This window comes from Nitrospira sp. T9 (assembly GCF_052156535.1).
In the GTDB taxonomy this organism is placed as follows: domain Bacteria; phylum Nitrospirota; class Nitrospiria; order Nitrospirales; family UBA8639; genus Nitrospira_E.
In genome coordinates this window covers 1-14,790 of the sequence record NZ_JBQKUP010000018.1, presented here as the reverse complement: position 1 = coordinate 14,790, position 14,790 = coordinate 1, and the positions used below count along the sequence as shown (strand labels likewise).

11 protein-coding genes are annotated in these 14,790 nt (G+C 48.3%); 8 read left to right on the top strand and 3 right to left on the bottom strand.

Features of this window, described 5'->3' with window-relative positions:
- Positions 1–2: 2 nt before the first annotated feature.
- Positions 3–1,685 (top strand): glycine/sarcosine N-methyltransferase, encoded by a 1,683-nt coding sequence (locus tag ACTRXD_RS01200; protein WP_442430053.1) that lies wholly within the window; start codon positions 3–5, stop codon positions 1,683–1,685.
- Between the two features lie 59 nt (positions 1,686–1,744).
- On the opposite strand, the gene ACTRXD_RS01195 is transcribed toward ACTRXD_RS01200, so the two are convergent.
- The 3 genes from ACTRXD_RS01195 to ACTRXD_RS01185 are packed head-to-tail and all read right to left on the bottom strand — an operon-like array spanning position 1,745 to position 4,671.
- Positions 1,745–3,133, bottom strand: coding sequence for a HEAT repeat domain-containing protein (locus tag ACTRXD_RS01195; RefSeq protein ID WP_442430052.1), 1,389 nt, complete (start codon positions 3,131–3,133; stop codon positions 1,745–1,747).
- 25 nt (positions 3,134–3,158) lie between these two features.
- On the bottom strand, positions 3,159–3,632 hold the full coding sequence (locus ACTRXD_RS01190; protein ID WP_442430051.1) for a hypothetical protein: 474 nt from the start codon (positions 3,630–3,632) through the stop codon (positions 3,159–3,161).
- Complete coding sequence (locus tag ACTRXD_RS01185) at positions 3,610–4,671, bottom strand: alkaline phosphatase family protein (RefSeq protein WP_442430050.1); 1,062 nt, start codon at positions 4,669–4,671, stop codon at positions 3,610–3,612. The genes ACTRXD_RS01190 and ACTRXD_RS01185 overlap by 23 nt, the downstream gene beginning before the upstream one ends.
- Before the next feature lie 262 nt (positions 4,672–4,933).
- Between ACTRXD_RS01185 and ACTRXD_RS01180 the strand changes: the two genes are divergently transcribed.
- The 7 genes from ACTRXD_RS01180 to ACTRXD_RS01150 all read left to right on the top strand — a co-directional run bounded on the left by ACTRXD_RS01180 (position 4,934) and on the right by ACTRXD_RS01150 (position 14,531).
- Entirely contained in the window at positions 4,934–6,208 is a 1,275-nt protein-coding gene (locus ACTRXD_RS01180) for a hypothetical protein (protein WP_442430049.1), read from the top strand.
- Between the two features lie 262 nt (positions 6,209–6,470).
- On the top strand, positions 6,471–7,628 hold the full coding sequence (locus tag ACTRXD_RS01175) for an NAD(P) transhydrogenase subunit alpha (protein ID WP_442430048.1): 1,158 nt from the start codon (positions 6,471–6,473) through the stop codon (positions 7,626–7,628).
- A 25-nt stretch (positions 7,629–7,653) separates the two neighbouring features.
- Positions 7,654–7,932 (top strand): proton-translocating transhydrogenase family protein, encoded by a 279-nt coding sequence (locus tag ACTRXD_RS01170; protein ID WP_312645167.1) that lies wholly within the window; start codon positions 7,654–7,656, stop codon positions 7,930–7,932.
- Between the two features lie 5 nt (positions 7,933–7,937).
- Positions 7,938–9,329: an NAD(P)(+) transhydrogenase (Re/Si-specific) subunit beta gene (locus tag ACTRXD_RS01165; protein ID WP_442430047.1), complete on the top strand. Its 1,392-nt coding sequence runs from the start codon at positions 7,938–7,940 to the stop codon at positions 9,327–9,329.
- Positions 9,330–9,506: 177 nt separating this feature from the next.
- Positions 9,507–9,701 carry a 30S ribosomal protein S21 gene (gene rpsU / locus ACTRXD_RS01160; RefSeq protein ID WP_312645163.1) on the top strand — a complete coding sequence of 65 codons (195 nt, stop codon included), beginning with the start codon at positions 9,507–9,509 and terminating at the stop codon, positions 9,699–9,701.
- Positions 9,702–9,783: 82 nt separating this feature from the next.
- A complete protein-coding gene (locus ACTRXD_RS01155; protein WP_442430046.1) occupies positions 9,784–10,440 on the top strand; it encodes an endonuclease III domain-containing protein in 657 nt (218 codons plus the stop codon).
- Between the two features lie 653 nt (positions 10,441–11,093).
- Positions 11,094–14,531, top strand: a complete 3,438-nt coding sequence (locus tag ACTRXD_RS01150) for a molybdopterin-dependent oxidoreductase (RefSeq protein WP_442430045.1) — start codon at positions 11,094–11,096, stop codon at positions 14,529–14,531.
- Positions 14,532–14,790: the final 259 nt, after the last annotated feature.

Sequence of the window (14,790 nt, the reverse complement as noted above, 5' to 3'; positions counted from 1 at the left end):
TAATGATTCAGAAAGCGACGATGCCCGGTAGCAAGCAAATGTATGGGGAAAATCCCATAGCCCAACGAAAAACGGATTTATACAAACAGGAATATGTGCAGAGTTTTGTCCAAAAATGGGACGCCTTGATTGATTGGGAGGCCAGGGCCTCGAGTGAAGGGGACTTTTTTATCCGGATTTTGAAGGAACGGGGCGTCAGGCGGGTACTGGATGTCGCGACGGGAACGGGGTTTCATTCTATCCGGCTCTTGCGTGCCGGGTTCGAAGTCACGAGTGCGGATGGTAGCCCTGAAATGTTAGCGCAGGCATTTGAAAATGCCCGACGAGCCGGGTTTATTATGCGAACAATCCATGCTGATTGGCGCTGGTTAAGCCGGGATATCCACAATAAATACGATGCGGTGATTTGTCTGGGGAACTCTCTGACTCATCTCTTTTCCGAGCAGGATCGGAGAAAAGCCCTGGCCGAATTTTACACCGCCCTGAGGCACGATGGGGTGTTGATTCTGGACCAAAGAAATTACGATGGAATTTTAGATGAGGGGTTTACCTCTAAGCATGTGTATTACTATTGCGGAGACAATGTCAGTGCGGAGCCGGAACATGTTGATGAAGGACTCGCAAGGTTCAAGTATACCTTTCCCGATGGAGCAACTTTTCATTTGAATATGTTTCCGCTACGGAAAGAATATACGCGTCGGCTCATGAATGAGGTTGGCTTTCAGCAGGTAAAAACCTATGCCGACTTTCAAGAAACGCATAAAGTTGAGGACCCTGATTTTTATGTGCATGTGGCGGAAAAACTCTATAAAAATGAGGAACGTCCGACCACGATCATGGGCAAATTCGGGAATCTGAATTATTCCACTACTGTGGATACGGCTCGAGACTATTACAACAGTTCGGATGCTGACCGGTTTTATGCCACGATCTGGGGTGGAGAAGATATCCACATTGGATTATATGTATCCGACAAGGATTCGATTTTCGATGCGAGCCGACGAACCGTGGAGAAAATGGCGGCTTCTGTCAAGGACCTTGATGCAACGAAACGGGTGTTGGATATTGGGTCGGGGTACGGAGGCTCAGCGCGTCATCTCGTGAGACAATACGGATGCCAGGTTGGATGCCTGAATTTGAGTGAAGTCCAAAATAAACGGAATCGGGCGCTTAATCAGAAAGAGAATATTAGTTTAGCGATTAATGTCATAGACGGGAACTTTGAGTCGATTCCCATGCCGGATGGGAGCGTTGATGTGGTGTGGTCGCAGGATGCCATATTGCATAGCGGAAATCGGGAAACGGTGTTTCAAGAGGTTCATCGGGTGTTGGCCAAGGGCGGACAGTTTATTTTTACCGATCCGATGAAGAGTGCGACCTGTCCCCCGGATGTGCTGCAACCGATTTTAGATCGTATCCATTTGGATTCGCTGGGGTCGATTGAATATTATCGGCAGCTGGCCGTCCAATTAGGGTTTCAAGAAATTCAAATTGAAGATCTTTCTGAAAATCTTGCCGCGCATTATGGACGAGTACTTCAGGAATTAACGGTACAACACCATGCGCTCATTCAGGTTTGTACGGAAGAATATCTCGCTTCTATGAAGGTGGGACTTCAGCACTGGGTTCAGGCGGGGAAAAGTGGCCATCTCAGTTGGGGAATTTTGCACTTTCAAAGAGACTAACAGAGGAAAGAACTTCCGCCAGCGTACGCGCCACTCCCCGATACGCGAATTGGGGTATATTACCTTTCGATTTTTGGTGGTTTGGCCGGCATAGCGAAGTCACCACTCTTGCCAAAGCGGCCTTCTCCTCCCTCACCTAACACATTAGTGGTGTCGGTATATTCAATCTCTCTGGCCTCTTTACTAATGCCTTCAGTTGGTTTCCACCCGAGTTTATCAAGGGTGTCCAAGACTGTTTTTTTAAGGGCGCCACCTGCCGTCATTCGAGTGGTTGCAAAAGCCAAAACTCGCTCGCTTTCTTGCTGAACTTTAGACAAATCCGGGTCATGGAGGAACCATACGAGTGGCTCAATCGCTGCGTCTCCAATCAACACCAAGGAATTGGCGGCATAATCACGAAGGACCAGGTCTTTGAGTAACAGCACTAAATCCGGAATAACTTTGGGATGGCGGAAATGACCTAGTGCTGTAGCAGCCGCTTCTTTAATTAAGAGGTCTTCGCTAATAATGCAGCCAGGGGTTGGCTTCCCCTCTTGATGTATGCCCTTACCCTTTAACGCATCCAGGACGGGAGGATAGGCGCGAGGATCTCCGATCATGCCGAGGGAAGCAATTGCATGGCGTTTAACTGTACCGTCTTTCATGGCTTCCATGAGGGCATCTACTGCACGGGCATCGCCTATATTGCCCAAGGCAATCGTGGCATCTTCGCGAACCGCTCGATCCGGGTCTTTTACCATGTCGATCAGGGCATCGACGACACGAGCCTCACGAACCCACACCCGTCCCATTTGATAGTCGGTCGTCATGCCCCCTAGTGCCCGAACGGCGTGACAGCGCACAACGAAATGAGGATCCTTGAGGGATTCCAATAGAGCATCAACTGATTCTTTACCAATGTACATCAATGCGGTTCCGGCGGTTTCCCGCACGATCTTGGATGTATCTTTAAATAATTTAATCAGGGTTGGAATGGCCTTTGGGTCTCCAATTTTTCCTAAGGCTTCGGCTGCGGCACTCTTGACTGCACCATCCCGGTCGCGACACACCAGGTTCAATCCTGGTACGGCCTGAGGGTCACGCAATTCACCTAACGTTTTAGCGGCTTGTTCTCGCACCCGCCACCGCTTGTCTTTCAGGCAAGTCAGTAATTGCGGGATGACACATTTTCCCATGGAAGCCATGGCTTTTACTGCTTCAGCTTGCACTTCCATCATATTGTCATTGAAAAGCGTAATGAGACCTTCAACGGCCTTCTCTCCGCCAATTTTGGCTAACGCCCAGCCGACATAAGTTCGGACCGACCAATAGTCGTCTTCAAGGGCGTTCAGAAGGGGTTCTAACGTTTTCGGATCACCCTTTTCAGCAAGGGCCTTTGCGGCCTCTTCGCGAGTGGCATCATCGGCATCTTCGAGGGCATCAATCCAGTCTTGCACAGAATTCGGCATGATCTTCCTTCTTATCCCTTCCGACCTATTTCGGGTAGTCGGGTTCTTGTGGATAGGGTTGCGTATGGCTACAACGAATTGTCAGGACCTGTGTTCCTCGTCCATCTACACATTGATCAAGGGTGGGCGAGAATTCCAAGGTTCCGGATAAGGTTACCTTGAATAAAAAATCAAACGTAAAAGTCCCAAAACGATATTCTCCGGGCTTGAGGCTCAGTGTTCTGGTCTCTGATGTTTTGAATGCATCACTACTGATGGGATCTTTGGTCCAAATCAACGGGGTCATGCCGGGTACGTGCCACCATGTCGGAGGGGCAAGGGCACTCGGATTCACGGTAATAGGAAACTCTCGCAACAGAGGATTGATAGGATCTGCTGCGTGCCCGTCGTGAACAAGCAGAGGAGAAATGCCCATCATAAACAGGCAGAAGATCCCATGTCGGATTTGACGAGGCACGTGTGTTCGAATCCAGGTCTTATTGTTTTGTTTGTGGTTCATTATCGGTGGTCCGTCTTTCTGGAACAGCTTGGAAAATATCACCAATTGCGTGACTGTCCCATTCAGTATGCGTTTCAAGCCCCAGGGCATACATGATAGTCGCTCCGGTATCTAATAAAGAGACCGATTGGGTAATGGGATGATTCCTTTTAATATTCGCGCCCCAGGCAATCCAGGGAATTGTGGCATCTAGCTCTGGAGTCGTCAGACTGGTCGAGACTGTTTTACCGCCCCCTGTAGGGGGTGAAAGAGGCCCGCTATTCAGGCCAGTAATAATCACCATGGTTTTGTCCAAAACTCCAAGTTCTTTATACGTTTGGATGATTTGTTCCACGGCGGTATCAACGGACAGTAAGGCAGCGGAATATTTTTCGGAATCCCATCCGTATTTCTGCCCGACCTTCACCGCTGTAGGCAGATGTACTAATAAGAGGTTTGGCACTCCAAAAAGCCGGAAGCCATAGCCTTTCTCACTAGTAACTTTATTTAAAAAGTCTTTGATATATGCCGACGCTCTTTCGGGAGTGCATTGGGGTTTGGTGTAGCCACAGACTTGGGAGTCGACGTAAATTTCCGGTCGAACTAATTGATAGAGTCGTTCATCCATAAGAAAGACGCCCGTATCTTTTCCACCAGCCAGATCCATGTAGTCAAAGACCGTGGGTGAGCGCATAAATGAACGTGCAAAATCGTACGTTTCCCATGCGGCGGTCACCCGATGCTTCTCGACTTGAAGGCCGGTGAGCAGAGAAGCCATCGCCGGAACGGTGAGAGGAGGGGTAATGGATTGAGCAGACCAGGTCACAGCTCCATCCTTGGCTAACTGAGCCAGGTTTGGAGTAGTGCCACCTTGGATGGATGATGATTTGATCCCCTCCAACACGACCAGAATAATATGTTCGGCTTGTGTGGCGGAAGCAATCGAGGCTGTTCCTCCGATTAGCGTTAGCGGAAGCCAGACCACACTCCATGCTAGGAAAACACACCGCATGAGTTTACCACGACGATGTTGTTGAGGACGAAGTTGGGAAGTACTCATAATTTCTGCCCTGCTCCACGACAAGAAAATAAAGATGAAATTGGGAAGGAACCTTTATTGTATATCATTAGGAGAATTCTCCCTCACTTGTGGGGAAAGTGATCGAAACTGAACTTATCATGCAGATTTTCAGGCGGTCAACCAACTGTGAGGGCCAGGATTTTCTTCCCATTAAATTAGCAGACCAAAAATTTTCAAGCATCTCTTGCCCTGGGTGGAGGGTATCCATTATGAATGGGGCCTTACACACAGGTGATTTCCAATGCCCCACGAAAATAATTTCCAACATGCTAATTATTCAAAGTCGGACCCTGGAGTACGGGTAGGCTATCGAACGTTCCAACCTGGAACGGTTTCAGATTCGCCTTCGTGGGGCCAGGCGATGGGTGGCGTTGGCGAGCAGATGGCCCGATCTCGAGTGAAGGGAATTCTCTTCCTCAATGGCCTGCCATTTATGGATCTCTTTGGTGCGGCCAGATTGGATGAGGTTGGAGGGTTAAAACGAGGATATTCCCGAGGAATATCTGGCCTAGAATCGTTGCTGGCTCTCCTTCGCCCTACTACAAACGGTATTTGTCTTCCAGATGATCCCATTCACCCTCCTGTAGCGAACAATGAACCAACTTACGGGAGGGTAGACCTACTCGCTCAGGAAGTAGGAAATTTTTCTTCGTCGTATGTAGGGAAATTTGAACTCGCCCTGACTCAGGGGAGCGGCCGATCAATTCCTTGTCGTCGATACCTTTGGTCTTCAATTAATCATCATGTTGGCCGCGTCGAAGCCGCCATGCATCTTTTGATGTATCTTCGAAGTTGGGTTTCTAGCCTTGACCTAACAAGGGATGACCGGCTTCTTCTCGTTGGCCATGGACATGCGGGTCAGGTCCTGGCTTTATTGTCGAATATTCTAGCCGGAGGGGAATCGGAAATGAGGGGGCGCGTTTTTGAGATTTTGGCTAAATACTGGCAAGCGAGCCCTTCAGCCGATCGGTCCGTCGAACAGCTCGAACGCTTGTATGGTCTTGTCATGGATCAAACCGCGTTAAAAGGCGCATCGGTCGATGTCGTGACGTTGGGAACTCCGGTTCGCTACGGCTGGGATACCGATGGAATTGGTCATCTGCTGCATCTCGTGAATCATCGTGAGATTCGAACTGATGGCAAGCGTTGGTTGGCGAAAATGGAGTTACCTCAAATTGCGTGGGAAATGCCCTATCAAACTGGTGGGGATTACGTACAGCAATTGGCTGTGGCTGGCACGGATATGGTTCCGAATAATCCGGAGGCTGAGCAGGCCAATGTTGATTTCAGAGAAATTTTTGAACCCTATGACGGCTTTGAGCGGTGGCTGGAATGTACTCGGCGTGGGACACGGTGTGCCAATGACGGACAATGTCTGTTGGTGGAATATGGGGTTCAGGCGGAGGAGTCTCCTCGACAGCACTTATTCGGCCATGCATGTTATACCCAGAGCCGGGCCATGTTATTTCTAGCGACTGAAATCGCACAGACATTCTATCCACCGAAGAGTCATTGATTGAGTGAAAGAATCAATTTGGTCCCGGAGGCGGTGGTGAGGTTCTGGGATTTTTCATTCGAGGGGTCATGAGGCGTGTTGCCTCTGTTTCGTCTTTCGCGCTGGGCCGTTAGTCGCACTTCTTCATAGATCCAAAGACACATTGATTCTCTTTGAATCCCTATGATATCAACACAAGGCTTGCCAAGGGGTTTAATAAATCCCTGATGACTAAGGAAATTGTAAAGTTCTCACAACCCTTATATTTAAGAGATAGGCCCTTATGATTGTTGGCGTCCTTCGAGAAACGTATCCTGGTGAACACCGAGTGGCTCTAGTTCCAGCTGTACTTCCCTCGCTGAAAAAAGGGGGAATGGATGTCGTGGTGGAATCCAAGGCTGGAGAACAAGCGGGTTATCCTGACTCCGCGTATGTCGAAAAAGGCGCAACCATTGCCTCATCTCGGGCACAAGTGTTCGAGAAGGCTGATTGCGTGGTTCAAGTGCGGTTGTTGGGAGCTAACCTTGACGAAGGTCAAGCAGACTTAACAGGCTTTCGCAAAGGACAGATGCTGGTTGGAATGGCCGAAGCTTTGACTGCCCCTCAATCGGTTCAAGACCTTGCTTCTCGTGAGGTCATGGCTTTTGCTTTAGAATTGATGCCTCGCATTACCCGAGCCCAAAGCATGGATATCCTTTCCTCCATGGGTACGGTGGCCGGCTACAAAGCGGTATTGATTGCGGCCAGTTCGCTGCCAAAAATGTTTCCAATGCTCATGACGGCGGCCGGAACGGTGACTCCTGCGAAGGTCCTAATCATTGGCGCTGGGGTTGCAGGATTGCAAGCCATTTCTGTGGCTAAGCGGTTAGGGGCTGCTGTTGAGGCGTATGATATTCGTCCTGCGGTCAAAGAACAGATTTTAAGTTTAGGCGCCAAGTTTGTTGAGCTGCCTTTGGAGACAGGTGCGGCGGAAGATAAAGGGGGGTATGCCAAAGCCCAAGATGAAACCTTTTACAAGAAACAGCGAGAGTTGTTAGGAAAAGTAATTGCTACTAGTGATGTGGTGATTTCCACGGCGGCTGTGCCTGGGAAAAAAGCACCGATTCTTATTACGGCCGATATGGTTGGGGCTATGGCCCCAGGGTCAGTGATTGTAGATTTGGCTGCAGAACGGGGCGGAAACTGTGAGCTGACCAAGTCTGGCCATACTATCGTTATGCATGGTGTGACTATTCATGGTCCTGAAAACTTGTCCTCAACCGTGCCGTTTCATGCCAGTCAAATGTATGCCAAAAATGTGGCGACCTTTCTCCTCCATTTAGTGAAAAAAGGGGAAATTCAAATTGACATGAACGACGAAATTACGAAAGAAACCATGTTGACGCGCAATGGGGAAGTTGTTCAGCCACGCATTCGAGAAGTATTGGGACTTCCTGCTTAATCGGCGTAAGAACGAGGGAATTGTTATGGAAATGTTTCTCATGTCCTTTACCGTTTTTGTCCTCGCGATCTTCGTGGGCTTCGAGGTCATCACGAAGATTCCGCCTACTCTTCACACTCCTTTGATGTCAGGTTCTAACGCCATTTCAGGTATCACCTTGGTGGGGGCCATTGTTTCTGCAGGAACAGAGCTGTGGGTTACCACGGTTCTGGGTTTTCTTTCTGTGGTCTTGGCGTCCATTAATGTGATTGGTGGATTTATGGTGACGAATCGAATGTTGGCCATGTTTAAAAAGAAGACCTAAAACATATGTACGATTTTATTATAAATTTTTCTTACCTCGTTGCGTCCGTCCTGTTCATTTTTGGCCTGAAGGGGCTTACCCATCCTCGAACAGCAGTTCGTGGAAATATCCTGGGTGCCTGCGGAATGCTGCTGGCCGTGGTCGTGACCCTCACTGATCGACACATTGTCAGTTATGAGTACATAATTTTGGGAATGGTAGTGGGTGGTGCCATTGGCGCGGTGTTGGCGATGCGCATAGAGATGACCTCTATGCCAGAGATGGTCGCCCTTTTGAATGGATTTGGTGGCGCGGCCTCAATCTTTGTGGCTGGAGCCGCTTTGATTGAAGGTTCTTCGTTAACTGATTCACCTATTTTTCAATTAACGATTGCCACAGCTGCCTCAGGATTAATCGGGGCCGTCACGTTTTGGGGTAGCCTGGTTGCCTTTGGAAAGCTGAAGGGGCTGATTTCCGAAAATGCGATTTTGTTTTCCGGTCAACAAGTGATTAATTCTATCTTGGCCCTATTGGTGCTTGGGTTGAGCATTGGGGTGGTTTTAAGTCCTGAGAACTTCTCGCTGTATTGGTTGTTGGTTGGGGTGGCATCTGTGTTAGGAATTTTGCTGGTGCTTCCTATTGGTGGTGCAGATATGCCTGTGGTGGTGGCGTTATTAAACTCCTATTCGGGGTTAGCTGCCGCAGCAACGGGTTTTGTGCTTTCCAATAATGTCCTCATCATCACCGGTTCATTGGTTGGTGCGTCCGGGATCATTCTTACCCATATTATGTGTAAAGCCATGAACCGTTCGTTGACCAATGTCTTGTTTGGAGTGATGGGGCCTTCAGGTGAGGGTGGACAAACCGCAGATGAAGTGTATGGGGGAAAAGTTAAGTCGGCATCTCCTGAGGAAGTCGCGTTGCTGTTTGATGCCGCGCGGCGAGTGGTAATTGTTCCTGGCTATGGGATGGCCGTATCCCAAGCTCAGCATCCGGTCGCCAGCCTGGCCGCACTTCTTGAGAGCCGTGGGACAACCGTGGAATATGGTATCCATCCTGTGGCAGGAAGAATGCCAGGCCATATGAATGTCCTTATGGCTGAGGCGGATGTTCCCTATGATGCGCTGAAAGACATGGATGAGATCAACCAAACCATTGATCAGGTGGATGTTGTCCTAGTTATTGGTGCCAACGACGTGGTGAACCCATTGGCCAGGACTGATCCCAGTAGTCCAATTGCGGGAATGCCCATCATTGATGTCGATAAGGCAAAAATCGTTGTGGTAATAAAACGCAGTTTAAGCCCTGGTTTTGCCGGAATTCCCAATCCATTATTCGCCTTGGACAACTCATTGATGTTATTTGGGGATGGCAAAAAGATGGTATTGGATATTGTTGCCGCATTAAAAGATTCATAGTGTGATCATTTTAAAATATCATATGTAAAAACATTAGTGCTTTGATTTTAAAGGTAAATTTATAAAACCGTGAATTAATTTCGTCTTGCATAGGCTTACAGGTCGTGATAAAGTGCCAGACTCGTAAGCGGAGTGTAAATTGTAAAATGTTGATTTAATCTTTAGTTTGAGGGACACGTGGAAGTACGAGTTATCAATAACAACGTTGAAAAAGCATTGAAAGTCGCTAAGAAAAAGTTAGCGGCAGAGGGTTTATTTCGTGAATTAAAACGGCGCAGATTTTATGAAAAACCTAGCGTTAAGAAAAAGGGTAAAGAGCGTGAAGCCGCACGTCGTCGCCAAAAATGGCTTTCAAAGAATAGGATGTTTTAGCCTTCTTGTAACTATTCCACTCCTGCAGCATCACAATTTCTCAACAATTTTTCTCTCCAAGTCTAATTAAATAAAGGGAAGTATGAGTGAGGATGACAATCTTGTCTTCCTCAGCATGGTTAAGAAGGCCATAAGGCCATTTCCTGCCCCAATCCTTAGTCACCTTGCCGAACAAGGCAGTGACCCTTTTAAAATCCTGATTGCCTGTGTTTTGAGCTTGCGAACTCGTGATCAAGTGACCGCCGAGGCTAGTAAGAGGTTATTTGCAATTTCATCTGACCCATTTTCAATGGCAAAAATGCAGGTGAAAAAAATTGAAAAAACTATTTTCCCTGTTGCGTTTTTTCGCGTAAAAGCTAGGCAAATTAAGGGCATAAGTCAAAAAATTTGCAATGATTTTCACGGGAAAGCTCCTGATACCATTGATGCCCTGTTATCATTGCCAGGGGTTGGGCGAAAGACGGCTAATCTGGTGGTTACTTTAGCATATAAAAAGCCAGGAATATGCGTAGATACGCATGTCCATCGGATTTGTAATCGATGGGGTTTTGTCTTTACCGCTACCCCCGATGGAACAGAGCAAGCACTTCGTGGGAAGCTTCCTCGAAGGTGGTGGATTCCGCTCAATGGGATACTGGTCCCCTTTGGGCAAAATATATGCACGCCGATTTCGCCTAGGTGCAGTGTTTGCCCTCTGGGTCAATATTGTCCCAAAAATGGTGTTTTATCTATACGTTAATGAAATTTTTAAATTTTTAGAATGGACTGATTTCTTTGGAAGGTAAGCTATTTGAATGGTTACATGGACCTAATTGTTGTTTTGAGCTAAGGGTTATTAAGGTGACGCCGGTTTGGATATCTGAAAAATCAAACAAATGCATGAGCAATTTGGCAAAATGAATCAATCTCATGCTCGTGCCTAATGTGATTTCCATGGTTATTAGTGGTGAATAGTGTTTGCGCTAAGTGGTGTTACCATTTAGTGCATTGTTACTAAATGGTATTGTTGTGGGATAGCATGATTTTTTATTGTGGTTTTAGTTTTATTTTTCAATAACTTATGGATATTTATTGTACTTTAAGTGAAATTTTGGCTTTGGAAAATAAATGATGCCGTTACCATTTAGGATCATTTTGTTTTTTGTAAAAGATCGTAATTGAATTTTTTATAATTTATACAACGACTTACGATATTTTCATGCTGAATGAAAAAGGTTCAAATCTTGCAAATTTTCATTTTTACAATGAAATTTTTACAATGAATTCCATCAATAAATAATAAAATTGACCAAAATCTTAATTTTTGTAAAGGAGGTGATACGAGTTTTAAGTATGAATTGGTGAATTAAATCATGGACTTAATGTCCTGCACTCACTTAGGAGGTGTAAGCAATGTTTCTTTCTAGACGGCAATTCTTGAAAGTTTCAGCAGGAACAGTCGCAGCGGTGGCACTGGCCGATAAGGCCTTGGCCCTAACGGCGTTACAGCCGGTCATCGAAGTTGGAAATCCTCTCGGGGAATACCCAGACCGGTCATGGGAACGTGTCTATCATGATCAATATCGATATGACAGTTCCTTCACGTGGTGTTGTTCTCCGAATGACACGCATGCGTGTCGTATCCGGGCCTTTGTCCGGAACGGAGTCGTCATGCGCGTGGAGCAAAATTACGATCATCAAACCTATGAAGACCTCTATGGCAACCGTGGAACGTTTGCGCATAATCCGCGTATGTGCTTGAAGGGCTATACGATGCATCGGCGGGTATATGGCCCCTACAGGCTGAAAGGTCCCTTGATGCGGCGGGGATGGAAAGCCTGGATGGATGACGGAAGCCCAGAATTTACCCCCTCTATCATGAGTAAATATAAATTCAACGCCCGCTACTTGGATGATATGTTGCGGGTCTCCTGGGATACCGCCTTTACCTATTTGGCGAAAGCTATGATCATCATTGCAGAGCGGTATAGCGGAGAAGCGGGTGCTCGGAGATTACGGGAGCAGGGCTATCCGCCGGAGATGATCGAAATGACCAAAGGGTCAGCTATTCGCGCATTTAAATTCAGAGCCGGTATGCCCATTCTTGGGGTTATCGGAAAAATGGGCATTACCCGGATGAATGGGGGCTGCGGGGCCTTATTGGACACCTACATTCGAAAGGTTCAGCCGGATCAGGCGCAAGGTGGCCGATACTGGTCGAACTATACCTGGCACGGTGACCAAAATCCTGCTCATCCGTTCTGGAATGGTGTTCAGGCTTCAGATGTCGACATGAACGACATGCGGTTTTCGAAATTGAACACGAGCTGGGGTAAGAACTTCGTGGAAAATAAGATGCCGGAAGCGCATTGGAAGCTGGAGAGTATTGAGCGGGGAGCCAGGTTGGTGGTCATCACTCCGGAATATAACCCCACAGCCTATAGGGCTGACTATTGGATGCCGGTGCGACCAGCAACTGATGGAGCGTTATTCTTGGGTGCATTGAAAATCATTTTTGACGAGAACATGTACGATTATGATTTCTGTCAATCGTATACGGACATGCCCATTTTGGTTCGGACGGATACCCTCCAATACCTGGATCCACGCGAAGTGATTAAGGATTATGCGTTCCCGGATTTTGCCAATTCGTATTCCGGCAAAGTGCAAACCATGAAGCCTGATGTCATTGCGCGTTTGGGCGGTTTTATGGTGTGGGATCTTAATAAGAACCAAGCCGTGCCCCTTCATCGGGAATTGGTGGGCTGGCATTATCGAAAGAGCGGGATTGATTCGGCCTTGACAGGCACCTATCGGGTGCAATTGCTCAGCGGCCGGGAAGTGGACGTCATGCCGATTTTCCAGATGTATCAAGTCCATCTGCAGGACTATGATTTGGATACCGTCCATCAAATCAATCGATGTCCGAAGGACTTGATTGTCCGGTGGGCGCGGGATTCAGGGACGATTAAACCGGCGGCCATTCACAACGGGGAAGGGACGAACCATTACTTCCATCAAACCATCATTGCCCGCGGCGCGGCGATGGTATTGATTGTGACGGGCAACGTCGGGAAGTTTGGGACCGGCCAACATACTTGGGCGGGTAACTATAAGGCCGGAATTTGGAATGCCACCCCCTGGGGCGGCGGCGGTTTAGGGACGCACACAGGAGAAAATCCCTTCAAAATCACATTGGACCCGAATGCCCATGGCAAAGAAATTCATGTCAAAGGGTATTACTACGGGGAAGAAGTGGCCTACTGGAATCACGGCGATACGGCGTTGATTGTGAATACGCCGAAGTATGGTCGGCGGGTGTTTACGGGGAAAACGCATATGCCAACCCCCAGTAAATTCCGGTGGGTAGCCAACGTGAACGTGTTAAACAACGCCAAGCACCATTACGACATGGTGAAAAACGTCGATCCACACATTGAAACATTGGTCAATCAGGATGTGGAGATGACGTCAGATGTCAACCATAACGACGTCTCGTTTGCCGTCAATACCTGGATGGAATTTACGTATCCAGAGCATACGGCGACGGTGTCGAATCCGTGGTTCCAAGTATGGAAGGGTGGAATCAGACCATTGTATGACACCCGGAACGATTTGGATACGGTGGCGGGCGTTGCGGCCAAACTCAGCGAAATGACGGGTGATGGCCGGTTCCGCGATTACTTCAAATTTGTCTATGACAATCGCGTGGACGTGTATCTCCAACGGTTGCTGGATGCCAGTAGCACGGCCTATGGCTATAATGTGGACACGATGTTGAAGTCAGAAAAGGGCTGGATGGTGATGTGCCGAACCTATCCACGGCACCCGTTCTGGGAAGAGACTAACGAGTCGAAACCGCAGTGGACACGCACAGGCCGGTATGAGAATTATCGCGTGGAACCAGAAGCCATTGAGTATGGGGAAAACTTCATCTCGCATCGTGAAGGGACGGAGGCCACTCCATACTTGCCCAATGCGATCATGTCGTCCAATCCGTATGTCAGGCCGGATGACTATGGGATTCCGATCACGGCGCAACATCATGACGATAAAACCGTCCGCAACATCAAGTTGCCCTGGGCGGAAATTAAACGGTACTCCAATCCACTCTGGGAGAAGGGGTATCAGTTCTATTGTGTGACGCCGAAGACCCGGCATCGGGTGCATAGCCAATGGTCGGTGAATGACTGGGTCCAAATGTATGAATCCAACTTTGGCGATGCCTATCGAATGGATAAGCGGACGCCGGGGGTGGGTGAACATCAAATTCATATCAACCCGCAAGCGGCCAAAGATCGTGGGATCAACGATGGGGACTATGTCTACGTCGATGGGAACCCGGTGGACCGGCCGTATCGTGGGTGGAAACCCAGCGATCCCTATTACAAAGTGGCACGGTTGATGATCCGGGCAAAGTACAACCCGGCCTTCCCGTACCATGTCACGATGGCCAAACATGCGCCGTATGTATCCACGGCGAAGTCGGTGAAGGGGCATGAAACCCGGCCTGACGGGCGGGCGATTGCACTGGATACCGGCTATCAATCGAACTTCCGGTATGGGGCGCAACAGTCCTTTACCCGTGACTGGTTAATGCCCATGCAGCAGTTAGATTCGCTGCCGGGCAAACATGCGGTCGGTTGGAAGTTTAAGTTTGGTTACCAGGTGGACAACCATGCGGTCAACACGGTGCCAAAAGAATGTCTCATCCGCATTACCAAGGCGGAAGACGGCGGCATCGGCGGTCGGGGACCGTGGGAACCGGTTCGGACCGGGTTCACCCCAGGCCAGGAGAATGAGTTTATGATTAAATGGCTGAAGGGTGACCATATTAAGATTAAGGTGTAGGAACGGGTTTAGGGGAACCCAAAGAAAATTATGTCTTTGGGTTTCCCTCTCGTTCACTCGGTAATTCAAACAATAGAAATGGAGGACGACAATGCCTGAAGTGTATAATTGGCACCTGGGACGAAAGATGCTGTATCCGTATGAGGAGCGGCATCCGAAATGGCAGTTTGCGTTTGTCTTTAACATCAACCGGTGTCTGGCGTGTCAAACCTGCTCGATGGCGGACAAGTCGACGTGGCTGTTCAGCAAAGGGCAGGAA